Here is a 25,669-nt window from a genome sequence, read left to right as displayed (position 1 = left end):
CCACCGCTGCCCTGTCAGGTCGATTTGCCAACAAGTTGTAGCAGCCTTTCGCGGGTATTTAGCTGCGGCTGCTCAAGCACAATCAATTTGAGTTTTTCGAGCGCTTCGCCGACGGCTCGGCCCTGCAGGCCTTTCGCCTGCAGGTCAGTACCCGTGACTGCCAGATCAGAAATATCGAGGGGTTCGCCTGACCGGCGAATAGACTTGTAGAGCGACACGGCAAGCTCGCGGCCTTTGCGAACTGGCCCCGGCTGCAGGCCCGAGCTCGTTTGCAAAGCGGCGCGCATTTGTGTCGCGAATCGCATATGGGCGATACGATCGCGCCGCCCGGTTTGTGCCAAGGCTCGCTTTAGATCGAGCCGACCATGGGCATCAGCTATTCGCAACAGAGGCGAATCGAGAAGGTTGAGACACAACTTCATGTCTGCCGTGGGAAATTTCGTGCCACGTAAGGTTTGTTCGATCTTGCCGCGATCGGTTATTTGCAGCAAGAAGAAAAGCGCAGCAGCGTATTCAGCCATTGAACGCATCTGCAGATGATCGATCTCGCGCAAGAACTGGTCGCGCGCCTCGCCGACAAACGCCTCGGCGATGTGCGGCAAAAAGGCCGGTAGAATGTGCGCTTCAAGCAAATGGTGCCAATACGAGCGGCGATTCTTCATACGCAGAGTTTTTCGCCATTCGTCGAAAAAGCGTTCGGGTGCAACCTTTGAGGTGATCGGCACACAATGCCGCATTGCAGTCAGCGTATTGGGCTCAATCTCAAAACCCAGTTTCGCCGCGATTCTGCATCCTCTGATCGGCCGCAGGCCATCTTCGCTGAAGCGCTGCATGGGGTCGCCGATCGTTCTGAGCAGTTTGCGCTCGAGATCGTCAACGCCGCCGCAATAGTCGGCAAGTTGCTTTTTCAGAACGGAATATGCCAGCCCGTTGATGGTAAAGTCGCGCCTGCGGATGTCGACTGCGAGCTCTTGCGCATATTCGACCGTGCTCGGCCGGCGACCGTCTTCGTAATCGGCATCGGCACGGTAGGTTGTGACCTCGACTTTTTGTCCGCGATACAGCACCAAGAGCGTACCGAATTTGATACCGACCGGCACGGTGCGCGGGAATATTTTCTGCACTGCCTCAGGGCGCGCATTGGTGGTGTAATCGAGGTCGCTCAGCCGCCCGGCTATCAACAGGTCACGAACGCTGCCGCCCACCAGCCAGGCTTCGTAGCCGTGTTTCACGAGAGTTTCTTCGATATAGCGACAAACCGAATAGTAGGGCTCAGCGATAAAGATCGATTTCACGGTCTGAGTCAGCGACCGCGCACCTGAGTGTCGTCGCCAACCACAATTGTACCCGAAATATTCTCGAGCACGGCATTGCGCCCGACCAGCGAGTTTTCGAGTTTGCAATTCTTGATGACCGAACCTCTGTCGACGATACAATTGATCAGGGTGGAGTTTTCGATGTGCGCACCTTCGCTGACACTCGCATACTGCTGCAGCTGTGAATTCACGATTTTGGCATCTGCAGCGATCGCAGACATCTTGCCAGCGCCACGGCGGTCGAGAATAATTTTGTTGGTGTCGAGAATCGCCTCGAGCGTGCCGGCGTCGTCCCATGCTGTGAGAATCTGCCAGGTGAATACAGTTTTCTTTTCTTTCAGCATGTACTGAAAAGCATCGGTCGCCTGGTATTCGTTTTTTGTGCGGATGTTATTTGAGACTATGTGTTCGAGCGCTGCGAAGAGTTCTGCCGAACTCGGAAAATAATTCACGCCCGGTATCGCGAGGTTTGAGACAAACTTCTCTGGTTTTTCAACGAGATTCGTGATGGTCTGACCCTCGCCTTTTTCAATCACGCCAAAGCGCTTTGGGTCTGGCACCTCGAAGACACCGATGACGGGTGTCGCGCTTTTCATCATGGTCTCAATGTCGCCTTCAAACAGTGTATCGCCATAAATGAGTAACATCGAATCGCCTGCAGCAAACTTGTCGCGCGCCATATAGATGGCGTGGCCCAGACCCAGCTGCTCTTTCTGTTCGACGAATTGTATCTTCAGCTTTGGGTATGCCGCAAGAATTTCACTTTCCATGAGCTCGCGCAGGTACCCGGTGATGATGACGAAATCTTCGACGCCCGCCTTTGCGGCGCGGTCGATGATGTGGTAGATAGACGGCTTACCAGCAACGGGGAGCATTGCCTTCGGCAACGTGTGCGTCAGCGGGCGCATGCGCGTACCCTTGCCGGCAGCGGGAATCAGACATTTGACTGGCATATGCCCGATTGCCAATTTGCCGCAGCACTGCAAGCACTACTGCGCGCGAAACCATTGGGTGCGCTTGTCGATATCCTGCTGCTGCTCGAGCATCAGCTCTTCGATGTCGGCTCCGCGCTTTTCTTCGCTGCCGATTATTTTCTGCCGGTCTTGAATGCGTTTGTCAAGGGCCTGAATCGCCAGCGAGCGCACGAGCTGCCGCAAATTGCGTTTGGCCTCGGCGGGTGTGAGACTCTCTGCCTGATCAAACGCGGCTTCATAATCCATCATGATTTCGGCAAGCAGTGCCCCAAGGTTGTCGGGCAAGAACTGCATCGCTGCGTTTAGGTTCTGCCATGAATAGGCTTCGCCCGTGCGCAAGCGGTCGTGAAAAAAAGAGTAGAGCAGATAGGCGTTTTCATTCTCCCAGGGTATCTCAGACAATAGCATCTGCTCATCACCGAGGTCGGGAAATCGCACCAGCATCGCGATGATTTCTTTTTCTTGTTTGCTGACGGGCTTCGGCTTTGATGAAACGGCCGCGGTGCGCGCAACTGCCGGCTCGGGCTGGTTGAGCCAAGCACCAGCTGTCTTGCCGCCCTGCACAGGAGTCGTAAAATCTTTGCGCAGAATCTGCACTTCGATCTGCAGCGCTCCGGCGGCAGTCTTCAGAAACTCGTCGCGCTCCAATTCGGTTTCGAGAATACGCACGTAATCGTAGAAATCCACGAGCGCCTGCTTCTTTTGCGAGAGGTCAGAGACGTTGTATTTGAACTGGAAAAAATACCAGACCAGAAACTTCACTTCGCTGTGCGCCTGTTGCACGAGAAAGCGCATCTCTTCTGGAGAAAGCTTGCGGCTCAGATCGAACGGGTCTTGCTTGTCGCCCGGGGCAAGTGGATGTACAACTTTTATGGCCAGATTCGCCTTTCGCGCAATGCGCAGCGATTTGTAAACGGCCTCTGTTCCTGCGTTGTCATTATCGAGAAAGAACGTCACGTTATCTGCAAAGCGTTTGATCTGCTTCGCCTGCTCGCCTGTGAACGCCGTGCCCAGCGGCGCCACAGCATTTTCCAAACCCACTTCGAAAAGCCCCAGCACGTCGAGGTAGCCTTCGCAGACGATCACAAAACCTTCTTTGCGAATAGCCTGCGCCGCTTCGCCAAGACGGTAAACAGAGTTGGACTTATTAAAAAGCGGAGTCTCTGGCGAGTTTATGTATTTGCCCGCGTTTTCTTTCTCGCGCACGAGCCGGCCGCCAAAGGCAATCACCTGCCCTCGCAGATCTTTGATCGGAAAAATCAATCTGTCGCGAAACCGGTTGTAAGTATCACTGTCATTGCGGCCTGTGAGGCCGATGACCGTTAAGTTTTCGATTGCCTTCGCCAAGAGCTGGGGTTCATTTCTGTAGCGCTCATTGAGCTTACTCTCTAGATACCGCGTTTGATCGGGAGCATAACCCAATTCAAATGCCTCAACGGCACGCTCTTGAATCCCCCTTGATTTCGTGTAGCGCTCGGCATCAGAGCCGCCAAACGCAGAACGATACAGTTTGTGTGCCCACAGGTGCAACTCAATGAATGCGCGCTTGCGGTCATCTTCACCGGGCCTGTGCGGTTGGCGCGAAAGTTCAATACCGGCAAAGTCTGCGAGTAACTTCAGCGCTTCGGGAAACGAGAGTTTGTTGAAATCTTTGGCGAATGTGATGACGTTGCCACCGACGCCGCACCCAAAACATTTATAGATCCCCTTTTGGGGAGCAACAGAAAACGACGGGGTCTTTTCACCATGAAATGGGCAAAGGCCCCAGAGGTTGTTGCCTTTGCGCTTGAGCACCACAAAGCGCCCGATATAGCTTTCGACGGGAATGGCCGCGATGATTTTGTCTGCGTCAGTCACGGCGGGGGTTGTTAAGGGGGTGGCGCAGCCATCCCCTTAAAGTAGAAGATTTTTATGCTTCGTTGTAGATATTGCGCTTGCGGAAACGCTTGCGCTCAGCCTGGTCGCGTTCACGTTTCTTGATGACGCTCGGCTTTTCGAAATATTCACGCTTTTTCAGCTCGGTCAAAATACCCGAGTTTGCGACTTCACGTTTGAATTTCTTGATCGCACCTTCTACGGGTTCGTTATCACGCAACTCTATGCCGTTGCTGAAGTGTTGAGAAATGTCTGCTAGTTTTTGCACTAAGCCTCCTGACCGGTAAGAGTAGTGGTTTGAGACAAGGCGTCAATGATTTGCAGTTTTTAGGTCAGCTCAGAGGAGGATTTCCTTAGTTAAGGAAAATGGATCGGTGTGAATTATGTCTCCTCATTTTTTCATGAACGATTGAGAAAAAAACTGCATTCCTTGGTATTTATAATGTATATGCCTAATTCTAAAAACACGACTCTCTCGCGGAAAAAGACAAGCATATCCTTGCCAACCGGGGCACGAAGGCGCTGGTTTGCCACCCGCACCAGGTTCGTAGAACGGCTCCCAAGGTTGCTGAACCGATACCATAGAGCTCGGCCCAGAAGAGATCGCTTTCGCAGGTACGCAGCAAAGGGAATCCAATGCGAGGTTCTGAGCGTGTATTGGGATATGGCAACGTATAATCAACTGCACACCGGTGCTTAAGTACGCTTTCAGCGCCATCCAATGGTCGGCCCAGCGCATGCAGATATCCGAATCCCTCGAATTCTTCGCCACGCCACCACCTCTTACTCCTTGACGCCCTCTTTTCCGTTTGAACTCAAACTCTATGGCAGTTCTTATTACAGAAAAGACCCGCATCATCGTGCAGGGCATTACCGGCAAAGAGGGCTCGTTTCACACCGGCCAAATGCTCGAATACAACACGAAGGCAAAGGTCGTTGGCGGAGTTACCCCAGGCAAAGGCGGGCAGAAGTCTGAACACGGTCTGCCGATTTTCAATAGTGTCAAAGAAGCGGTCGAGAAAGAGCAGGCGAACGCCGCAGTTATCTTCGTACCACCACCCTTCGCGGCCGATGCGATACTTGAAGGCATCACCGCCGGTCTTGATCTCGTGATCTGTATCACAGAAGGCATTCCCGTGCGTGATATGTCTCGCATTGTGGATTTCATCCGCAACAGCAAGACGGTCGTCGTGGGGCCAAATTGCCCCGGCGTAATTACTCCCGGCGTCGGCAAAATGGGCATTATGCCCGGCTTTATCCACAAACCGGGTACGATTGGCGTGGTATCGCGCTCAGGCACACTCACATACGAATCCGTACACCAGTTGAGCCAGGTAGGCCTCGGCCAGAGCACTTGTATTGGTATCGGGGGCGATCCGATCATCGGTCTGCCACACCTTAAAGCCGTGAAGCTGCTTGCGGATGACCCAGGTACTGAAGGCATTGTCATGATCGGTGAAATCGGCGGCAGTGCCGAAGAAGAGGCTGCGGAATACATTAAGCAGCATGTTAAGAAGCCAGTCGTCGGCTTTATCGCGGGTCAAACCGCCCCTCCTGGCCGCCGTATGGGCCATGCAGGTGCGATCATTTCGGGGTCGGCTGGCACTGCGCAGACGAAGATGAAGGCGATGAAAGATGCGGGCATACACGTGTGCGAGTCGCCAGCCGAGATTGGCGCAACCATGAAACGCGCTTTGGGCAAATAAGCACGGCTTGAATCTGTTTCGCAAGGGGCCGGGTTTCCGGCCCTTTTTTTTTTACTTTTCCCTAATTAGGGAATTTTTCCCGGTTTATTACTTATTTTCGCCCTGTCTTTACTTTCAGTTTAAGTTCTGACCGTGGCAGTAAAACCTGTACTCACAATTCAAGATGAGCGCCTTTATAAGGTCTCTGAACCCGTGAAGAAATTCGACCGCGACCTGCGCGACCTGGTTCGCGACATGTTCGATTCCATGGCGTCCGAGGGCGGCGTTGGGCTCGCCGCCGTTCAAATCGGTATACTCAAACGCGTGCTGGTAATCGACCTCGTGGAAAAGGGCTTCATTAAAGGTGCCTTTATCAATCCGCGGGTTATTGAAGCCTCAGATGAGATGCAAGACGGCGAAGAGGGATGTCTCTCTGTACCAGGGCTTTCCGCTGAACTGAAACGGCCGCGCTGGGTAAAGATTGGTTACCAAGACCTCAGTGGCAATGAAAAGACTGTCGAAGGTGAAATGTTGCTGGCCCGGGCATTCTTACACGAGATGGATCATCTGGACGGTAAGGTCTTTGTAGACCAACTCGAGCCAGCGATCCATAAGATGCTGGCAGGCGACGTTGCTTTGATTAAGCAGGGAAAATCCATAGAACACCCTGCTGAACCCAAGTACAGAAACCGCAAGAAAACGGCTTGAGAAACTTTTCCTTAACTAAGCAAACTTAGCGAACGACTTCTTTTGCGGCCGCAATAATCCTATCCACATTAGGCAAGACCTGAGGCTCAAGACCAAACGTATACGGCATAGGCACATCATCAGAAGACAACACCTTGACCGGCGCATCGAGCTCGTCGAAGGCAAGCTCCTGAATCTGGTGCGCCAGCCAGGTGCCATATGAGGCAACTGGAGTCGCCTCTTGCACGATCAGCACACGGTGCGTCTTCGCCACGGCTGCCATCACCGCTTCTGAATCGAAGGGCTTAAGGCTGCGTAAGTCCATTACGTCGACTTCGATACCCTGCTCGCTGAGCTGCTTTGCGGCATCGCTCACTAAATGCACGGTGAGCGACCAACAAATGATCGTCAGCTGCGCATCTGCATGCTCACGAACCACCCGCGCTTTACCGAATGGCACCAAGTAGTCGGCATTTTCCGGTTCATCGAGCTCACCTTTAATTGCATAAATTTTTTCGTGCTCGAGAAAGATGACCGGGTTATCGCTACGCACCGCGGTCTTGAGCATACCGCGCATGTCTCCCGGCGTCGAAGGTGATACGACAATCAGCCCGGGTGTATACGTATAAAAATTCTCGATAGTCGACGAATGCTGCGCGCTCAGACTACCGCCCGCTCCCTGAGGTGCGCGAAAGACGATCGGCATGTTGAATTGCCCGCCCGACATCAGGTGCATTTTCGCCGCATTATTGAGAACCTGATCGATTGCGACCAATGAAAAATTCCAGGTCATAAATTCGACGATTGGCCGCAGGCCCGCCATCGCCGCGCCAATTGCGAGCCCGGCAAAACCGGCTTCGGCTATGGGAGTATCAATGACACGGCCATCGCCGAACTTTGCAAGCAAACCCTGTGAAACCTTGTAGGCGCCATTGTAGTGGCCAACCTCTTCACCGATCAAGAATACATTCGGGTCGCGCTCGAGTTCTTCGGCGAGCGCCTGGTTCAATGCCTCCCTTACGGTTACGTCGGCCATGGCATAGCGTGAGCGTTCGAACGCTGTGCGTCAAGTTAGAAACGGTTAAGCAGATGCATGAGGATCTATCTTTGCCACGAGTTGGTAGGCACCGGGTGCCATTGTGCCGAGCTGATACGGGCCCAGTTCGAGCCTGACGAGTTTGCGTATAAACACACCCAGCCTTTCAATGAGCCGCCTGATCTCCCTGTTCTTGCCTTCACGCAGCCAGACCTCGTATTCGGCCGGTACGGTGCCGGGGGTCATTTTTTCGAATTTGAGTTTTTCGCCCTTGTCGATGATGCCCTTTAAGCAGCGACTCATTTCAGCCGGGGATAACGGCCTCGTTGTCTGCACGCGGTATTTTTTCAGTACGCGCTGCGACGGGTGGCTGAGCGCATAGATATGGTCACCGTCGTTTGAGAGCACCATTAGCCCCTCTGAGTTCACATCGAGCCGACCGGCAAAGAACCAGGCTGCGTACTCGCGCGGTAAGGCATCAAAGATCGTGCGCAGCTCTTTGCCCCGCTCTTTTTGGTGTTTGTGCGAACAGACAAGCCCGCGCGGCTTGTGGAACAATAAGACTTCTGCGGCTGCCTGAAGGGTAACCGGCTTACCGTCTACGGAAAGTAGGTGCGTCCCCAGCGTTTGTTCGTCGACATAGAAATTCAGATCGTGAACACGATTGCCGTCAATGCGCACATCATGAGCCACAAGAAATTCTGCAGCCCCGCGCCGTGAAACGAGCCCCGCCCTCGCCAGCAGTTTGCCAATGCGTATCTTCCCTGAAGAGTCTCCGCCCACGTCAGCATCGGGCTTCATGCATCACGCCCACGAAGACACTGGGTGATGTGAATCATCAGGGCGTTGTCGGCGAAGCGCCGGCTGCCTTCTTTTTCTCCTGATCGCGAAAAAGTTCAGGGTCTTTTTCTGAAAGGTTCAGCTTGTATTCGCCACCATTCAGAGTCGTGGTGAAGACCAGAGTTTCACCGACCATTTTTGCCTTCAGATCAGTCATGAGTGGCTTCTGGATATCCGTCACATTGACGATCGCGGCGCCATCAACAAAGGTAATCTCGTATTTGCCGTACTGCAGCCCTTTGCGGTTATTGCCAAACTCGATCTGGCCGTCGGGCGTGAGTGTGACGAAATAAGCGGTGAGCGCGCCTGTGATTTTGGCGGCATCCCAGCGGCCGAGCAGCGCGGTTTTCAGCTTTTTCTCCGCCTGTTCTATGGCGCCTTTTGCGTCGCCGTCATTGGATTCGACAGCGAGGTGCGCGCCATAGACCCATCCGGTTAACCCTGCGCTATTGGTCACTTTATACCAATGCGCGTTGAGCTTACCAACCTGAACGCTGTCGGCGCTGCGCTGAACGATTTTCACCACTTCGCCGCGCGACAACTTTGCAATTTCAACGGCTGTCGTGTTGGGGGCAATGCGCATCTTTAGATCGGGCGAAGTCACGATCGAGGTTGCGGGTATCGCATCACCGGCGTCACCAGCTGCACCGCCCTTTTTGCAGGCCGACGCCGCGAGCAGCGGAGCGCAAATAAATACCAACCAATTTGCTTTTCGCATAACGTCGGGTTTATTATCGAGCAGGTGGGTCAACTCATTTGAAATTCAGAGCCTCACCATGCGCATAGAAACGCGCGAGATCGTTGTACACGAATCGGATCACGGTAAGCGCCTCGACGCTTATCTGGCTGAAAAATACAGCCAGTTTTCGCGCACGCAGTGGCAGAACCGTATTGATGAGCAGAATGTCACAGTCTCTGGCCTACCGGCGCGGGGTTCACGCCGCCTGCAGTCGGGCGAAGCGGTGGCGTTTCGCTACCCGCTGCGCGACGAGCCCGAAGTCAACGCAGAGATTGCCACCATCGCCGAAGACGAAAATTTTCTCGTGGTGAACAAGCCGCCGGGTTTACCCGTACACCCATCGGGAATTTACAAGGAGCAGACGCTCACGGCGCTGCTCGTGAAACGCGGTATACTCGAAACTCCGCACCCGTTACATCGGCTCGACCGCGAGACAAGCGGTGTGCTCATTATGGCAAAGAACCGAAAGGCCGCTGCCGTCTTTCAAAAAACCCTGCGATCGGGCGAGATCGATAAACAGTACCTGGTAGCAGTCGAGGGCACCTGGGCAGAGACGATAGACGCGACGGGCTTTCTCTATCGCCTACCCGGCTCTTTGCTGCCCCGGCAGCGATTCTTCTCTTATGAACACCCCGCCGCAGAAGCAACTGAAGTACAGACGTCGCGCACCGTATTTGAGCCCTTTCGCCAGGCACCAGGTATGTCGCTGGTCAGGGCGAAGCTATATACCGGCCGCATGCACCAGATCAGGGCAACGGTTCACTCATTGGGGTACCCGGTTGTTGGCGACAAACTCTATGGTGTGGATGCAAATCTGTACTTTCGCTTCGTCGACGACGAGATGACGCCCGCAGACTGGCAGAGACTGCGCATCGACCGCTCAGCGCTTCACTGTGCACAGATGGTGCTGAAGCACCCCTTCACCGGCAGCCATTGGCAGCTCACCGCTCCGCTACCATCAGATATTGCGAACCTGTTTCCCCTTTAGTTGTCCACATTTGTGGAAAACAGTGTGGATTCACCGCCGGTTTATGTCACTTTCTGAAACACGCATTATTTGCACATTAGCCAACTCCTTGAGCAAAAATTTAAGTTTAAACCCGCGCGGGCCCGAAAATCCGCTTCAGCATTTCTGTTTGTTCCCGATATATCAGAGTACAGATGCTTTCTCTGAATTCCGTACCCGACAACAAGGCACAGGCGCGCGAGATAGCGCAGCCGAGGCCACGCGGCGCCAACAGCGACGAACGCGAAGCACGCCCTGACTTTCAGGCCATGGTCGTTGCTGCTGTTCAGCCGGCCAAAATCGAGCAACAGCCGCTGCGCACCAAAGAAACCGGAGAGTCGTACCAACAGCATGCGCCTAAGGCCGAATCTCCCGCCCCGGCCGGCAATAATGGTGCTGTAAACGAAATCAAGGGCGACGCGATCAATACTCCCAAAGCGGGCCATGAAGCTGCGAAAGCCGAAACCAGCGAAGGCGAAGCGAAGGCCAAACAACCTGCCGCTGAAGCCAGCGCCACAACCACAGCCCAAACGAAGAAATCATCGCATGACATGCTGCAGGCACTGGGCCTTGCAACATTGACTGCGCGCACAACGACTGCGAAAGCGGCAGAGAAGGCACAACCTGCCGAACTCGCGCAGCAGACGGGCGGCACACTCTCAGCCGCAGCGCGTCTGCAGGCGGTACGCGCACAAACTGTGACGACTACGCTCAACATTTTACAAAAGGCTCCCGACGCTATTCTGGTGCAGAACGACGGCCTCAAGCGCCTCAGCGAAAAGATTGGCATCGGCTTCTTGAGCAAGTTTGCCGAGAAGCTCAACGAAAAGACCCCGCGCAGCGACGGCGCTTCAACCTTTCGCGCCGAGTCAGCTCGTGATTCACACAGCCAGACAGCAAGCCCCATGGCCAACAAAGCCGGCCATAATAACAGCCGCAGCGAAAGCGAAGCGGATGCAAAAAACAACCAACGCGGTGCGCGTAACCAGACAACACGCAATGTTTCACGTGAAACCTCCCCCCCTCTTTCCCCCCCGCATGCGGGGGGGATGTCAGATGGGGACATCAGAGACCAAAATGTCATGGTGAGCCCGTCGAACCATGACATCACTACAACCCGCCAGCAAAGCCCTGTTCCATCCACAGGCCAGGCCGGTCTCGCCGACGCGGCAGCAAACGCCCACAATGCCGAAACAATTCGCGCAGCAGTGGAAAATCCTCTAATGCGCCCTGAACTCGTACGCCAGTTCAACGAGGTCATGACGCGAGCCCAGGTTCTCGTTACCGACGCCGACAACGCAAGGTTTTCCGTTAAACTTTTTCCCCGTGAGCTCGGCCGCATGGAAATTGATCTGAAGCTCGTCGACGGTGAAATGCGCGGCAAGATTGTCGTTGAAAGCGAAGACGTGAAGAACGAGATGCAGAACTTTCTGCAGAACCGCGAAAATAATCAGGGTGAAGAGGCAACAGACCTCAGCAAGGTAAGTATCGAGGTGCGCAGCGAGAGCCAGAACGCTCAAACCTCTGACAGCGCCACAGATAACGCAGAGCTGTTGCAGAATCTTGTAACCCGCACAGCGTCTGTGCTCTATGAGGCCGTAGACGTGCCGCAACAAAAAGGTAACGCACTGTATGCCTGAGGTTTCACTCAACCCAAATCAGGCATCTGGTGATGCGCCACAGCTGACAGAGCTGTTGCGCAACCAGCGCAAGATGCCCGTAGACCGCAAGGGTGCACCCCTGCCGGTGCGCAAGAGCGGTTATGACGCCCTGGACAAAAACAGCTTCTTAAAGCTGCTCGTTACGCAATTATCGAAGCAAGACCCCACTAACCCGATGAACGACCGTGAATTCATCTCGCAGATGGCGCAATTTTCTTCACTCGAGCAAATGAACAACGTCGCCAACTCGATGAACAAGCTGCGCGGCACACAGGCTAACCAGCTGATCGGCAAAATGGTTGAAGGCAAAGATTTTGTGACTGAGAAGCCGGTACAGGGCATCGTCACCACAGCCCTCTACCAACCGAACGGCGATGTTCTGCTGAAAGTGAATGGCCGCTTTACTAAACTCGATGATATTACTTCGGTAACCGAGGTGACTCCGGTGCCGAATCCCACCCCCAGCCCATCACCACAGGTGTGGAGAGGGCAGCAAGGCCAGAACCAGCAAAATGTTTCACGTGAAACAAGTGAAGCGGCGTCGGCATTAACCTCCGCCGCGAAGACAGTAGTTCAACCACCTGTCGCCGAACCGAGTGCTGCACAGGCTGCGCAGGCCTATGAAACCAATCAGAAAGCAGTGAATGTTTCACGTGAAACAAACGGTGCGACTGCCCCTGTGAAGGCCGAAGCTGCACCTCACAAACAACAGACTAAAATAGAAGTTCCAAAGGGAGAATAAGACTATGATGAGAACACTTTATGCCGGCGTTTCCGGCCTTAAGAACCACCAGGTGAGAATGGATGTTATCGGTAACAACATCTCAAACGTGAACACAAACGGCTTCAAGAGCGAGCGCGTAAACTTTCAGGACATGATATCACAACTCATGTCGGGCGCCTCTGAGCCGCGCGACAACGTCGGCGGTGTCAACCCCAAGCAGGTGGGCCTTGGCTCCATGGTAGCTTCTGTCGATAAGCTGATGCACCAGGGTGCGCTGCAGACCACTTCGAAAAACACCGACCTCGCGATTTCGGGCGAAGGTTTCTTTGTGCTCGCAGACGGCAGCAAAAAGTTTTATACGCGCAACGGCAATTTCGACGTCGACAAAGAAGGTTGGCTGGTTAACCCCGCGAACGGCATGCGCCTGCAGGGCTGGAACGCCACCAAATCGTCTGACGGCAAACCCAACGTCAACACAGCGGCTGACACAGAAAACCTGAAAGTGCCTCTTTTTCAGAAAGAACCGGCTAAAGAAACGAGCTTCGTACGCTTCAAGAGTAACCTGAATTCTTCGGTGCAGGCGATTCCCGCGGGTGTTTCTGACGCAGACCGCGTGAAAATGATCATGGATGCCGACCCGGCAAAACGCCGCGGCCATATTACCAGCATGAACGTTTTCGACGACCAGGGCGTAGAGCACACGCTGAAAGTATTCATGTGGAAATCTGACACCAATAAGTGGACTGCCTCGGTCGCGATGCAGGGCGCAGAGCAGCTTTCGGTCGATGTCACCGGGTCAAACGGTCAGAACACCGAAGTTGCGGGCAACACGCGCCTCACACTCGGCTTTTCACCCGACGGCAGACTAACATCGGTATCTGACGGCGCCGACATGCGCAACCAGGACAATCTCAACGCGAAAGTGAGCTTTCGTCTCGCCGGCAACCCTGCCGTCAAAAATATCGAGCTGCGTCTCGGCGAAGCCGGCCAGGTCGATGGTATTACGCAATTCTCGTCAGCCTTCACCACCAAAGCGGTTGAACAAGACGGCTATACCATGGGTTACATGGAAGCCTTTGAGATAAACGATACCGGTATGATTACCGGCGTCTACTCGAACGGTGCGCGCAACATTCTCGGTCAGGTTGCGCTTGCCAACTTCACGAACCCAGAAGGCCTCACAAAGTCTGGCCAGAACAATTTTGTCGAGTCGATCAACTCAGGTAATGCGATTATCGGCACTTCGGGAATTCAGGGGCTCGGCGGTATCAACGCCGGCTTTCTCGAAATGTCGAACGTCGACCTCGCGGACCAGTTTACCGACATGATCGTTACCCAAAGGGGATTTCAGGCGAACTCGCGCAGCATCACAACAGCCGACCAGATGCTGCAAGAGCTGCTAGGCCTGAAACGATAATAAACTCTCTGACTATTCGCGGCAGCGCCGCGAATAGTCAGACCATTTCGCTTTAGTTTGTGAACATCTGGGCACGATAATACCGTATGGTCGAAGCTGCCCTAGTCGAAAAAACCGTGCAACGGCTCACGTTGCGCAAGCCAGCCCGATTTCAGATCAACGCGCTCACCAAAGTCGGCCGCAAGCAGCTGCAAGACGTTCTCGTCGAATTCTTCAATCAGGAAAACCTCGACCGCTCGCACGTTCTGCCGATTCATTACGCGATTGTCGAAGTCGTCTTCAATGCCCTGAAGGCCAACGTAAAATTCGTGGCGTTTCGTGAAGAGATTCGCAAACAGCTCACTCGCTTCAAAATTTCAGAGATCGAAGACCTGCTGCAGGTGATTATTGAAGAACGCACGCTGCGCGAGTTCATGGCGCACCGGGTCTTGCCCGAAGTGCTGCGCCCGCAGGTAAACAAGATCTTCGACCTTGAAGAGAAATACCGGGCGGGCATGGGCAAGAAGCTCAGCGCGGAACAAATTGAACTCATAAAGCGCTTTCGTTTGCTGATTCGCAGCATCGACGCAGAAGTTTTGCTCGTCATTCAGCCGTCGGCTGAACTCATCACCATCACGGTCACGAATAACGTACCGATGCTGGGCCGCGACCTTGAGCGCATCGAAAACAGCCGCCGCTACCACCAGAAGCTGCACAAAGAGGGCCGAGCCGGTGAGTTTTTTGATTACGACAACATCGACACGACAGAATCAGCAGGGTTCGGCATTGCGATGGTTGACCAGGGCTTCTATCGCTTTGGCCTAAACCCTTTCGAACACATGAGAATTGAGTCGCGAAACCGCGAGACTCTTGTGACGCTCAGTTATCCCCGCCGCGTGCTCGAAAAAAAGCCCGCGGCGGTCTGAGCCAGTCGCTGAAACTTAAGAGATGGTTTCGGCGGCTGCGTCTTTGGCGCCCTTGCTGAATGACAGCAAAAAAATCAAAGCGGCGAGCGAAACGTACGCCAGCGTGATCGCATAGGGCGTTGGCCCAGCCACAACCTGCACGCGCCACGGCAGGTACATGCCGCCGCCAATCTGTACCGAATGCATTAGCCCGAAGAATGAAAAGAGGGCGCCGATCATAATGAATACACTCGCGCGGCGAAAGCGCCTGTCGATCAGCATCGCCGTAAACGCACCCCAGATCATCGCCGTCAGAATGAACCCGTTGCCCACCGCGTTGATGGCAAGCCAGCCTTCTTGGTAATGCCGTTCAAAGTAGGCAAAACTCGTGTGCATCTTTGCTGCCAGCTCAACCGAAGATGCCTTGAGTGTTGCATAGAAGCGCTCGATGTCGCCGATCATCGGCCCTAGCTTCATCTGCACCAGCGCCGGTATCGCGGGAATAATTGCCATCGTGACCGCGGTCGCATGGCGTTTGGGTGTTGAATGGTAAGACTGCTCGACGATGTCGAGGCCGACGAAGATAAAGATGGGTGCGAGCGCCGCAGCTGGCAAGAGCTCTGCCATAAAGCCGAGGTAGCCGAAGATGCCGCCAAGCCCCACGAAGACACCCGTCGCCAGGGTATAACCCGCACGGCCGCCCATCGCTTTGTACGCCGGGTGCCCGATATAGGGCGTCGATTGAGCGACCCCGCCAAAAAGCGAGGCTCCTAAAGTCGCAACCGCCTCGGTGAGCAAAATGCTTCGCGTCTTATATGCGTCGCCCGCCAGGCGTGCACTCGCAGTCACGTTGATACCCCCAATGACAGTCAGCAATCCGAATGGAATGGCAATCGGCAGATAGTCGAAAGCCGTCTTGAGGCCTGACATGAATTCGAGAGTGGGTATCGGCGGCGCAAAACGCAGCGAAAAATCAATCGTGTGTGCGGGTATCAATTTCGCCGCGAGAAGAATATAGTAGAGCACCGCGCCGACGAGAACCGACAAGAATACGCTTGGAATGTTGTACGGCAGTTTCACTCGCGCGACGAGTGCATAAAGAATGATGCCGAACGCAATCATGCCGACGATCGGCAGACCGAACATGTGTTCGAGCGGTACGAGCGCAAGAAAGGTTATGCCCACGCCGGCGAGCGAACCCAAGAGGCCCGCTTCGGGCACAACGCGCGCGACCCAGTCGCCGAAAAAAGAAAAGACCAGTTTAACAACGCCGATCAGAAACAGCGTCGCCATGCCGACCTGCCATGCCACGATGCCGGCGTCGTACATCTGCTGCGGTGTCGGGTTTGGCGTATTGCGCAGCACCGCCAGACATGCCGGGCCGATGACCATCAGCGCAATGCCGACGGTTGAAGGCGAGTCGAGACCCAGGGGCATCGCAGTGACATTGGGGTTCTGCGTTCTGCGCGCCAGGCGAAACGCCATCCATGTGTAGATGACATCCCCAATGAGGACGCCGATGGCGGTACCGGGAAACATTTTCATGTAAACAATCTCTGCGGGTATCTTAAAGACGCCCGTGAGCAACAGACCAAAGAGTGCCAGATTCGCAACGTTGTCGAACATCAGCGCAAAGAATGCGTTGAGGTCGCCCAGTGCGAACCAGCGGTACCGAAATTGAGAAGGGTTATTCGCTTGCATGGGATAACAAGCGACACCGCGAGGCGAGGGTCAAGAATATTTGGCCGCAGACTAGTGTCGAGTCTGCGGCGTGGTTACACTAGGCTGCCGACGAAGCGGTGCGAAACTTTGCAATCGCCGCTTTGAGGTCGGGGATTGTAATGTTGCGGCTCGTGTATGGATAATCGACCGTATAGACTGACAAATTTTCCGTTTTGCCTTTGGCCTGGTAAAGACCCAGCTTCTTCAGCGTCGACGGTTTATCTATGTGCTTCAGCAGCGAATCGTCGAAAATCACCAGCGGATTGACTTTGCGCGAAACACCTTCGAGCCTTGCGGCAGAGTTTACCGAGTCGCCGAGCAAAGTATAGTCGAATTTCGCCGCCGAACCGATGTTTCCCTCACGCACCTGGCCTGAGCAAAGGCCGACACCGGCATAGAGGTAGTGCGCCGGGTCGCTTGCGGGCGCACTCGTTCTGACATCTTCGAGGCGGCGGCAGATTTCAATCGCGGCGCTGAGCGCATGCACCGTGTCGCTCGCTTTAAAATATGCCATCAGCCCGTCGCCGGTGAGCTTTGAGACCGTACCGCCGTTTTCCATCACCGAGCGGTTGGCGATGTCGTAATAGATGCCGAGAAGACGCTCGAACTCGGTGCTCGAGAGACTCTCGGCAAATGTTGTCGAAGAAAAAATATCAGAGAACAGAATGGTCTTCTCGCTGGTCTTCAGCACCCAGGCGAGCGGATCTTCACCTTTCTGCAGTCCCTGCAAAACTTCGAATGGCGAGTAGCGCTCGAGCACGTAATGCGTACGCGCGAGTGAGTTGAGCATCGTGCGTATAGGGCGGATTAACGAATCACTCGATTCATCGAGCCGAACTGTTTTCATCGCCCAGTCGCCAAACTGCCTGACCGTGATATTGTTTTCAACTTCAAGACAAAAGATATCTTTATGCCGGTTATCTTTCAGAATGCGCGCATAACATCTGTTCAACGCATCTTCAGGCCCTTCGAGAATCTGGTAGAAAATATTATTAAAGCAGAACAAAACGCCGGTTAGGCCGTCCCGCGTGTTGTTCTTCACCGAGCGAGCGCCGATCTCTTCGACTTCACTCGCCATAAGGGGCCGGGTGAAGCTGCTAATGTAAGTCAATCTCTTCATGCTCTCAGTATACTGCAACAGGGAATTTTTGTCCAAGTTTTTTAACAACCTTGGACATACGGAAAAAAGAGCGATGCCGCGCCAGCTACCATCTTATGTCGCATTTGATTGAGATGCGGTCTGTATTCGCTCGCCCCGAGGCCACCAGGCCACGCCAAGAATGTGTTGACCCCCAACAGGGCAAAGGCACTCGCGATTATGCATTTTTCTCCCGCGCGCGCCATGCTTGTGGCATTGGTGACAGGCGCATCGGCTTTGCATGGGCAAAAGCTACCCAACTTTTATAACGAGACCATGAACTTTCGCATCGAATGGAAGGGCATTCGGGCCGGCGACGTCACCTTGCGTACGCGTACCGAAGGCGATAAGCACATTACCGTCAATGCCCGGGTTAACTCTCTCGAGACAGTGCACGGTATCTATTACGTGCAGGGCGCCTTTGCCACAAAATGGAACCATATGTCGCGGTTGCCGGTGATAGCCTTTGAAGAGGCGTATCAGGGTGATGCCTACCAACGCCGCAAGTTTCGCTTTGGAAAAGACACGGTGAATGTCGACAAGAACGAAAAGAAGTTTCAGGAACATAGTTATCCGCATACAAAAGAACTCAAAGGCGAGTGGAAAGAGAACTATGACGTGAGCACCAAAGGCGGTTATCAAGACCTGCTGGGCGCGTTTTATTACGTGCGCAGCACCGGGCGGGTACCCCGGGTCGGTGAGGTCTTGCGCGTGCCCGTTCTGCCAGCCGGGGCGCGGCGCAGCCTCGTGCTCAAAGTGCTCGCCAGGGAAACGCGCACCGACGTGCCATTTTTCGGCAAACGTGAAATTATTCACGTGCGCTCGATGCTCGTCGATGACGTGAACAACAAGACGCAGGCGGGCAGCAATATGTTCTTTAACACGCAGTCGCAGATTGAAATGTGGATAACGGCAGACGCAGACTTCGTTCCCGTGAAAATCTGGACCGAAGTACCTTATCTAGGCATCGCTTATATTCTGCTCGAAAACTATACACAACCTTAAGGGGCAAGGCATGCGTTTCGTTTTTTTCTTACTGACCATTACCGTTTCATTGTCAGCCGATGGCTGGAAATTCGCCAAATCAGCCGATGGCGTGACTGCCTACACACGTGTTGTCTCAACCTCGAACTTCAAAGAATATAAAGTCGAAACTGAAGTCGATGCCACGCTGACGCAGGTCGTGGCGACGATCATGAGTGTTGCCGACATGCCGCAGTGGGTCGACCGCTGCGCTGAAGCGCGAATGTTAAAAGAGATGAGCCCGACAGAATCGATTACGCGTACCATCACGGCGTCGCCTTTTCCGCTCAAGAACCGTGAAGCCATATCGCACGGCAAACTCTACCAAGACCCGAAAACTAAAGTTGTGACGCTCGTGGCAACCGGTCGACCCGATTATCTGCCGGTTGACTCAAAATATGAACGCGTCAAAGAAACCCGCGGTCGTTGGGTGCTGACCCCTAAACCAGGCGGCAAGGTACACATTCAGATGATTGGCCACACCGACCCAGGCGGCATTATACCCTCTGCGGTCGCCAACCAGTTTGTGGTCATGATTCCCCTGAATTCGATTAAAAACTTGCGGACGCAGATACGTAAAGAAAAGTATGTCAGGGCAAAGCTGAGCTACATCAAAGAACTGTGAGGGCCAAATGTCAGTAACGAACCGAAAGGGAATTATACTCTGCGTCGACGACGAGCCGGGTGTGCTCTCGACCTTGAAAGAGCAGCTGCTCGCCGATTTTATTGCGACGCATGACGTCGTTACCGCCACCTCGGGTGAAGAAGCCCTTGCCTTCGTTGAAGCGGCGCGCTCAGAAAACGAAATAATCGAACTCATCATCACCGACCAGATGATGCCCACGATGAAAGGTGATGAATTTCTGAAACGTGTGCACAGTGTCTTACCCGATACGATGAAAATTCTGCTCACCGGCCATGCGGGCCTCGATTCTGCTATCAAAGCCATCAACGAGGGCGGGCTAAACCGCTACATCGAAAAACCGTGGAACGCCGAAGCGATGCGAGACGACATCAAGGGCCTGATCGGCAAGTTCAGGCAGAATCTCGAAAATCAGTATCTTCTGAATAATCTCGAAGCGCGCATCCGCGAGCTCGGCCAGGCATGAAGCCCAAAGCGCAGGCATTCTTGACCAGGCGCAAAGTCTATACGACCGCCCTTGCGTTTGCCGGTTTCCTGAGCTTTCTCTTTATCTTCACTCTCGCCCCCAAGGCGGCCGTCGAGCAGCGGCTTTCTAAATACTTCGATTTGGGCGAACCCTACTCGGTAATCGGCGTGTTGCCCGACGCTTCGGGCTTTTTGGGCAAACTGCGCGAAGGCAGCGCGATGCGCAGCTTCTTCGATTCGCCGCTCGGCCTGCATTTCGTGCGCTCAGCCCCGCTGCGTGGTGCCGCGCACCTGCACCGGCTGATTTCTCTCGCGCCGCGCTCGTGGCAGTGGAATCTTTATTCACTCATCACCGATGGGCCGGTATTCTACCGTTCGCAGGGAAAATCTTTCGTGCTTATCATTGCTCTCAACAAGAAAGGGCAAGTCATAACCTCGCTGCTAAAAGACGCGCACGCAGCGCGTACCGATAGCCTGCTCGTGGTTGCGTCTGACCCGCAGGCCTTGGCAAATCAGCTGGCTTACCTGAAAAACCCCAAAACGCAGGATACTGAACTCGATAACGCTTTTTCTAGACCGCAGGCGCTCACACTCAGCTGGCAGGCTTCGACAGACAAAGAGAAACGCCGCAGTCTGTTTCGCTCGCTGCTGAGCGAGTCAGCGGGTTTTTCACTGACCGGAGAGTGTACCATCGTCTTTGCGCCAGCGGCAAACACGATTGCCGCCGATGGTAGCTGCTCGCAAAATAATGCAAAGTCTACGCCGGCCGCGCGCACCGAATCAATCAGCATACCTGACTACCCTGCGGTGGTGCATTTTCAGAAAGAAGATAATTCACCCGCGCATGTCTTTGCGCTGTACGGGCTGCAGTCTGAATTTGGCTACCTTATTCCGCAGCTGTTTTTGTCAGGGCCCAGCAGCGACCAGAAGGCGCTCGAGTTTCTGGCGCAGGCGTTCAAAACGCGCCGCCACATTCTTGAAAATGCTGATGGCGGCATTCGTGTGAAGTATCCCTACCCTTACGCTTATGCCGATAAGAAGTTTGAGCTGTTTTCACCGCACCTCGTCGCGAACAAGACCCGTTTCTTCTGGCAGAGCTTTTTACCTGCGAAGCAGCCGCCGCAGACAACTCTTGAGATTAACCCGGCGCACGATTTTGATGCCAGAATAAAAATATATCCGCTGTTAAAAAATTCTGAAGCAGCCCTCAAACAATTCGATGCGATCTATTCGCCCGGTCACTTCAATGAGTTTCGCGACGCGCTCTTTAAATCGGCGGCGACTCTGCAGAAAACTGTGCTGCGGCTCTTCACTGAAACGCAGGGCAAAAAGCTTCGCATAGCCGGATCTCTAACTTTCGCAGATGCCTGAGCGATTGCTTGCGGTATTCTTTTCACTCGCGACCGCCCTGCCGGCAATAGAAATTTCGGGCCGCCTGCCCGGCAGCCAGTTTCGTGAAGACAACCCGCCGCGTTTCGGCGCCGTCATGAGCCTCGTTTCCCGGGTAGATTCTGTAGTCGTTTTGCACGCAGTCGTCAATCAACCCGGCAATACGATCGCAGCTCAGCTGAAACAAATCGCGAAAGGCTTTAAGATTTCGCCCAAAGCCCTCACAAAACTCGACATGGTCGAAGGCGCTCACCGCTGGCTGCAATATTCATTTCACAAAAAACAGGGCGGAGGCTTTGTCTACATCACCCGTACGGGTGACACAATCGTCTATCTCGTCATATTCAATCTGAAATTTGACGCGCTTTCGATTGACCTGCCCTACATCGACAGGTACATTCAGCAGATATCACTCGCCGATTCGTAATCGCTGAAAATCCGCTACGATGCGGAAACCTGCGCAGGCGTGCCTGCCTTACGGGTGTAGGCGATGTTGGCTGTAATGTTGTTCCACAGGGAGTGCAATTCGACAACCGGAGAAGTCAGAGTGAAAAAATTTACCTGATACGAAAGCAACAGACTCTTTGCGTGAAAATAAGCATGCGAAAAACGTTTGCGCAAGACCTCTTCATCGCAGTTCAGCGACACAATCAATATTTCACGCGTTGACAGTACAATACTGCGATCGGTTTCTTTGAGAATGCGGTGCACATCTTTTTGCAGTTCATCGAGCATCTCTTGCGCGAAAAATTCGCCCGTGAGACCCACGTACTTGGTAAGCGATTCGAAATACAGATACGTGAAAGTTACCGGCTGTTTTCTGGCGAGGGTCGGTGTAATCCATTCGACAACCAGATTTTCCGTATGCGTAAAGAGCGGCGTCACCCGGTCGTCGCGCGAAAAGCCCGAAGGCAGGTAAAAACGTTCAAACACGTACTTTAGCCGCCGCAGGTTGTCGGTAATTGCGGTGTCTTTGAGGGCGAGCGCGGCAATCGTGTATTCCTGATCGTGGTAGCCGCTGCGCAAATAATGCAGAGAGTAGTTGCGGCCATTGTGCTCGAAATCGATGACGCCCGCATCGTTCGAATGGGTGTCTGCCGAGACAGCGGCATAAACCGCCGGGCTCAGCGCGGGAAAAATTCCATAACTATGACCGACCGTGCCGGTCTTCATGTCGTACACAAACACCGACAAGAAAAGTGCCCGCAGCGCCTCAAAAAAGAGGTAATATTCCATGTAGCGCGAATAGATTGCGTCGTTCGGGTCTTCTATGCGCCGGCGCCAATAGGCCAGCAAAGGCCGAACCACGGTCTCGTCGATACGGTTCTCGCGCACCATCGCCTTGAGGTGCGACAGATCGATGTTGTGAAAATCGCGGTAGAGACCCTCGCGGTCAGCCATGCTCTCTCTTTGCGAGCTCGGCGTTCAGCTTCGCCAGGGTATCTTTCGCCATATAGCTGCTGCGGACAAAAGGCCCAACCTCGTGCGCCAGAAAGTCACGCGCGACGACCGACTGCTCGAGCTCTTCAAACTCAGAAGCGGTATAGATTTTCACTACCTCAGCCTGCTCGGCAGACGGCCTCAGGTATTGGCCGATTGAGACGATATCGATAGAGGCGGATTTCATATCGTTCAGAAGCTGCTGCACTTCGCCATCGCTCTCGCCGAGCCCCACCATGAATGCGCTCTTGCGGATAATCTTCGGCCAGGCCGCTTTCAGGTCTTTGAAAAGCTGCAGCGATCTCTCGTATGCAGCCTGCGGGCGAATCGACGGCGACAGACGCTCCACTGTTTCCAGATTGTGGGCGATGACCGCGGGGCCTGCTTCGGCGATCACCGCGAGGTGCTCTGCCCGGTTGTGAAAGTCAGGAATCAGCAACTCTACGGTAATGCCCTCGGCCCTGAGACTGCGCGTGATGCGCGCAAAGTGAGCTGCGAGCCCTGCCTCATCGTCGTCGCGCGCCACCGAAGTGATGACAAGATAATCATATTTGCCGGCGATCGCTGCGCGAAGAATATCGTCGTGCTCTTTCTCGGCGATGGTCGCGAGCGGCACTGGCTTCGCCGTTGCGATGTGACAGAATTTACATGCGCGCGTGCATTCGCGGCCGCCGATCAGAAAGGTCGCAATACCGAGCGACGAACATTCGTGCCGATTTGGGCAACGCGACTCTTCGCATACCGTGTGCACATTCTGGTATTGCAAGAGCTGCGTTTCATTATCGAAGCTCCACGGAATGCGTTTGGTTGTTTTCTTGGGTGCTTCGGCGGTTGCGCTCATTTTGTGGCGATTGACCTCGCGTGCAGGTAGCCAGATTCCAGCTGGTCTGCCAAACCAATTCCCGAAAACGCCCAGCCTGCGAGGTGCAGGTTCGGGTGTTTTTCTTTTAGCGCCATGACGTCGCGTTTCCACTCGCCATAACCCGGGGCATAACGCGGAATGCCGGGTGTATGCCTGAAAACCCGGCTCCATTTCGGTTTGGCACGAACCTTCATGACACGCGCCAGAGACTCTTCAGCCAAAGATGCCAACTCCGCATCTTTGAAGAGATCGCTCTCGCCCGAGATCATCGTCTTGGTGAGAAAAATATCGTCGGGTGCGCGCCCGGGAAAAACATTGCTTGCGAATATCGAACCTAGAATCGAAGCCCGTTCTTTGCGCGGCACGAGAAAGCCATAACCAGCGTATGAGAACTCTTTGCGATTGTAGCCCGAATAGACGACATTGATCGGCGAATGCTTGAGCTCGGCTACCTTTTTCGCCAGTTCTTTGTCGAAGTCTCTGAGCACATAGGCAACATCGGCTGTACCAATCGTCGAGACGATGTGGTCAAATGCATCAAACTGGCGGGATTTAGAGCTGAGCTGCAGCTGGCCCCCTGAGGCAGTCTGCACGCGCGCTATCTTCTCGTTGACTAACTCTACACCCATAGCCTGCAGCTTTTTGACGAAGGCGTCAACCCAGGTGACCATGCCGCCCTTAAAGCAGTAGATACCCTTTTCGAACTTAACCTCACCGAGTTCGCCCTGCCAGAAATTCTTGCGCTCGAGCATATATTCTTTGAGTGCATTCTTGAGGCGCGGCGCCGCCACTATCTTACCAAAGAGCTGCGGAAACACCGATGAAAACTCCAGGTCTTCTGCTTCGCTGCCATAAACGCCGCGGGCAAAAGGTGAGGCAAGGTATTCCGCTGCACTAAAGCCCAGGACATTGCGGGCAGCATCGAAAAGCGTAATCGTTGGCCACAGGGAGAATTTGCGGCGCATCGCCAGAAAAATGCGGATTTTTTCAGGAAAGAACAATAACGATGTCGTTATGAATCCCCCCGGTGATTTCGGAGCTGCTACCAAATAACCGTCTTTAAGAATGTAACGCTTCGCACTCTTCTTGTCTTCGAAAAGCAACTTGTCTTTAATATCGAGCTCGGTTATCAGCTGGTTAAAAAGCCCGCTGCGATCGAGATACGAATCAGGGCCTGGCTCGAGCGTCGCACCCTCGTGCTGCTCGGTGGCGATATTGCCTCCCGGTTTTTGCCCGTTGAAGAGTGCCACGTGCGCCTGTGGAAACTTCTTCTTGAGGTAATAGGCATGGCTGAGACCCGAGATACCGGCACCCACCACAGCGATTCGTTGCATTAGTGTGCCTCGGTTTTTTGCATAGCCTGACAATTAAAAAGCCATGAAAAAGCAAAAATAGCTTTACAGAAACATATTTATTTCGAGGTTTCAAGCATGATGCCCGCTGCCGTCCGCGAGATTGCCATCACCCCTATGGGGTATGCCGCCGTTGTGACGCCCGAATTTAAAGACAAAATTATACCAATTTTTATCGGCCCGTCTGAAGCGTACGCAATTTCAACTGTTCTGCAGAACGACAAACTGGAGCGCCCTGTGGGGGCCGATCTTCTGCGCTCGGTTATCGAAGCTGCGGGTGGTTCGCTGACTAAAGTCTTCATTAACGACTTTCATAACGGCACGTTCTTCGCGCGTGTTTATGTCACTGGGTCGCATTTTGAGAATAATCTGCTCGAGCTCGATGCACGCCCCTCTGACGCTATTGCCCTGGCAGTTCGTTTTAAGTCGCCCATTTACGTCGCTGAGCATGTCTACGATCGCACCGCCATTGACCCGACGACGCTGCGCGAAGCCGATGCTGATGCGCTGCGCACGGCAAGCGAAGGCAGCATCGACGAGTTCTTGACCGCCGATGATAGAGACGACTTTTTCGAGGCGATTCTCGAAGAGTTTGGCGAAAAAAAGAAGAAGAGCCCAAAAGAGACTAAAGAGACAACCCTTGAGAAAGTGAAATTTCTTTCACGCAGCGAGGTCTTGCAGCAAATGCTCAAGACCGCACTGGGCCGCGAGAATTACGAAGAGGCAGCCCGCCTGCGAGACGAACTGCGCACCGAATTAAGCAACTGACAGGCTACTTTTCAGAAACCTGT

General features: G+C 53.9%; 25 protein-coding genes. 13 read left to right on the top strand and 12 right to left on the bottom strand.

Features of this window, described 5'->3' with window-relative positions:
• Positions 1-14: 14 nt before the first annotated feature.
• From TURPA_RS06865 to rpsU, 4 genes are read right to left on the bottom strand one after another with little or no spacing between them, the layout of a single operon-like run.
• Positions 15-1,295 carry a CCA tRNA nucleotidyltransferase gene (locus TURPA_RS06865; protein WP_014802568.1) on the bottom strand — a complete coding sequence of 427 codons (1,281 nt, stop codon included), beginning with the start codon at positions 1,293-1,295 and terminating at the stop codon, positions 15-17.
• Positions 1,296-1,303: 8 nt separating this feature from the next.
• A complete protein-coding gene (locus TURPA_RS06860; protein ID WP_014802567.1) occupies positions 1,304-2,269 on the bottom strand; it encodes a sugar nucleotidyltransferase in 966 nt (321 codons plus the stop codon).
• A gap of 36 nt (positions 2,270-2,305) precedes the next feature.
• Entirely contained in the window at positions 2,306-4,147 is a 1,842-nt protein-coding gene (dnaG, locus tag TURPA_RS06855; protein WP_014802566.1) for a DNA primase, read from the bottom strand.
• Between the two features lie 52 nt (positions 4,148-4,199).
• Positions 4,200-4,433 carry a 30S ribosomal protein S21 gene (gene rpsU / locus TURPA_RS06850; RefSeq protein ID WP_014802565.1) on the bottom strand — a complete coding sequence of 78 codons (234 nt, stop codon included), beginning with the start codon at positions 4,431-4,433 and terminating at the stop codon, positions 4,200-4,202.
• A 556-nt stretch (positions 4,434-4,989) separates the two neighbouring features.
• Between rpsU and sucD the strand changes: the two genes are divergently transcribed.
• Both sucD and def read left to right on the top strand, forming a co-directional pair.
• Positions 4,990-5,871 (top strand): succinate--CoA ligase subunit alpha, encoded by an 882-nt coding sequence (gene sucD / locus TURPA_RS06845; protein ID WP_014802564.1) that lies wholly within the window; start codon positions 4,990-4,992, stop codon positions 5,869-5,871.
• 132 nt (positions 5,872-6,003) lie between these two features.
• On the top strand, positions 6,004-6,558 hold the full coding sequence (def, locus tag TURPA_RS06840; RefSeq protein WP_014802563.1) for a peptide deformylase: 555 nt from the start codon (positions 6,004-6,006) through the stop codon (positions 6,556-6,558).
• Between the two features lie 25 nt (positions 6,559-6,583).
• Here def and TURPA_RS06835 read toward each other — a convergent pair whose 3' ends face one another.
• Genes TURPA_RS06835 through TURPA_RS06825 form a run of 3 tightly spaced genes read right to left on the bottom strand, consistent with a single transcriptional unit; the run spans position 6,584 to position 9,131 of the window.
• On the bottom strand, positions 6,584-7,573 hold the full coding sequence (locus tag TURPA_RS06835) for an alpha-ketoacid dehydrogenase subunit beta (protein ID WP_014802562.1): 990 nt from the start codon (positions 7,571-7,573) through the stop codon (positions 6,584-6,586).
• A gap of 45 nt (positions 7,574-7,618) precedes the next feature.
• The gene (locus TURPA_RS06830; RefSeq protein ID WP_014802561.1) at positions 7,619-8,374 is read right to left on the bottom strand and encodes a pseudouridine synthase; all 756 of its coding nucleotides are present in this window, start codon (positions 8,372-8,374) and stop codon (positions 7,619-7,621) included.
• A gap of 37 nt (positions 8,375-8,411) precedes the next feature.
• Positions 8,412-9,131 (bottom strand): SH3 domain-containing protein, encoded by a 720-nt coding sequence (locus TURPA_RS06825; protein WP_014802560.1) that lies wholly within the window; start codon positions 9,129-9,131, stop codon positions 8,412-8,414.
• A 58-nt stretch (positions 9,132-9,189) separates the two neighbouring features.
• Between TURPA_RS06825 and TURPA_RS06820 the strand changes: the two genes are divergently transcribed.
• The 5 genes from TURPA_RS06820 to TURPA_RS06800 all read left to right on the top strand — a co-directional run bounded on the left by TURPA_RS06820 (position 9,190) and on the right by TURPA_RS06800 (position 14,865).
• Complete coding sequence (locus TURPA_RS06820) at positions 9,190-10,140, top strand: RluA family pseudouridine synthase (protein WP_014802559.1); 951 nt, start codon at positions 9,190-9,192, stop codon at positions 10,138-10,140.
• A gap of 173 nt (positions 10,141-10,313) precedes the next feature.
• The gene (locus tag TURPA_RS06815; RefSeq protein ID WP_014802558.1) at positions 10,314-11,798 is read left to right on the top strand and encodes a flagellar hook-length control protein FliK; all 1,485 of its coding nucleotides are present in this window, start codon (positions 10,314-10,316) and stop codon (positions 11,796-11,798) included.
• Entirely contained in the window at positions 11,791-12,561 is a 771-nt protein-coding gene (locus TURPA_RS21555; RefSeq protein WP_014802557.1) for a flagellar hook capping FlgD N-terminal domain-containing protein, read from the top strand. Before TURPA_RS06815 ends, TURPA_RS21555 begins: the two co-directional genes overlap by 8 nt.
• Before the next feature lie 4 nt (positions 12,562-12,565).
• Positions 12,566-13,960 (top strand): flagellar hook protein FlgE, encoded by a 1,395-nt coding sequence (flgE, locus tag TURPA_RS06805; RefSeq protein ID WP_014802556.1) that lies wholly within the window; start codon positions 12,566-12,568, stop codon positions 13,958-13,960.
• A gap of 86 nt (positions 13,961-14,046) precedes the next feature.
• Positions 14,047-14,865 (top strand): hypothetical protein, encoded by an 819-nt coding sequence (locus TURPA_RS06800; protein WP_014802555.1) that lies wholly within the window; start codon positions 14,047-14,049, stop codon positions 14,863-14,865.
• A gap of 15 nt (positions 14,866-14,880) precedes the next feature.
• Here the strand turns inward: TURPA_RS06800 and TURPA_RS06795 are convergent, their stop codons facing one another.
• Complete coding sequence (locus TURPA_RS06795; RefSeq protein WP_014802554.1) at positions 14,881-16,545, bottom strand: hypothetical protein; 1,665 nt, start codon at positions 16,543-16,545, stop codon at positions 14,881-14,883.
• Positions 16,546-16,624: 79 nt separating this feature from the next.
• Positions 16,625-17,686, bottom strand: a complete 1,062-nt coding sequence (locus TURPA_RS06790; protein WP_014802553.1) for a BLUF domain-containing protein — start codon at positions 17,684-17,686, stop codon at positions 16,625-16,627.
• Between the two features lie 198 nt (positions 17,687-17,884).
• On the opposite strand from TURPA_RS06790, the gene TURPA_RS06785 reads away from it, so the two are divergent.
• From TURPA_RS06785 to TURPA_RS06765, 5 genes are read left to right on the top strand one after another with little or no spacing between them, the layout of a single operon-like run.
• A complete protein-coding gene (locus TURPA_RS06785) occupies positions 17,885-18,709 on the top strand; it encodes a DUF3108 domain-containing protein (protein ID WP_014802552.1) in 825 nt (274 codons plus the stop codon).
• 10 nt (positions 18,710-18,719) lie between these two features.
• Positions 18,720-19,352 carry an START domain-containing protein gene (locus tag TURPA_RS21550; RefSeq protein ID WP_014802551.1) on the top strand — a complete coding sequence of 211 codons (633 nt, stop codon included), beginning with the start codon at positions 18,720-18,722 and terminating at the stop codon, positions 19,350-19,352.
• A gap of 7 nt (positions 19,353-19,359) precedes the next feature.
• Entirely contained in the window at positions 19,360-19,836 is a 477-nt protein-coding gene (locus tag TURPA_RS06775) for a response regulator (RefSeq protein WP_014802550.1), read from the top strand.
• Positions 19,833-21,206, top strand: a complete 1,374-nt coding sequence (locus TURPA_RS06770) for a hypothetical protein (protein ID WP_014802549.1) — start codon at positions 19,833-19,835, stop codon at positions 21,204-21,206. The genes TURPA_RS06775 and TURPA_RS06770 overlap by 4 nt, the downstream gene beginning before the upstream one ends.
• On the top strand, positions 21,199-21,651 hold the full coding sequence (locus TURPA_RS06765; RefSeq protein ID WP_014802548.1) for a hypothetical protein: 453 nt from the start codon (positions 21,199-21,201) through the stop codon (positions 21,649-21,651). The genes TURPA_RS06770 and TURPA_RS06765 overlap by 8 nt, the downstream gene beginning before the upstream one ends.
• 14 nt (positions 21,652-21,665) lie before the next feature.
• On the opposite strand, the gene TURPA_RS06760 is transcribed toward TURPA_RS06765, so the two are convergent.
• Genes TURPA_RS06760 through hemG form a run of 3 tightly spaced genes read right to left on the bottom strand, consistent with a single transcriptional unit; the run spans position 21,666 to position 24,860 of the window.
• Positions 21,666-22,625: a hypothetical protein gene (locus TURPA_RS06760; protein WP_014802547.1), complete on the bottom strand. Its 960-nt coding sequence runs from the start codon at positions 22,623-22,625 to the stop codon at positions 21,666-21,668.
• A complete protein-coding gene (locus TURPA_RS06755) occupies positions 22,618-23,505 on the bottom strand; it encodes a lipoyl synthase (RefSeq protein ID WP_014802546.1) in 888 nt (295 codons plus the stop codon). Before TURPA_RS06755 ends, TURPA_RS06760 begins: the two co-directional genes overlap by 8 nt.
• Positions 23,502-24,860, bottom strand: coding sequence for a protoporphyrinogen oxidase (gene hemG / locus TURPA_RS06750; protein WP_014802545.1), 1,359 nt, complete (start codon positions 24,858-24,860; stop codon positions 23,502-23,504). Before hemG ends, TURPA_RS06755 begins: the two co-directional genes overlap by 4 nt.
• 96 nt (positions 24,861-24,956) lie before the next feature.
• Between hemG and TURPA_RS06745 the strand changes: the two genes are divergently transcribed.
• Positions 24,957-25,646, top strand: coding sequence for a bifunctional nuclease family protein (locus TURPA_RS06745; RefSeq protein ID WP_014802544.1), 690 nt, complete (start codon positions 24,957-24,959; stop codon positions 25,644-25,646).
• Positions 25,647-25,669: the final 23 nt, after the last annotated feature.

The sequence above is a fragment of the Turneriella parva DSM 21527 genome (assembly GCF_000266885.1).
GTDB classification, from domain to species: Bacteria; Spirochaetota; Leptospiria; order Turneriellales; family Turneriellaceae; genus Turneriella; species Turneriella parva.
This window is presented reverse-complemented; position numbering and strand designations above follow the sequence as displayed.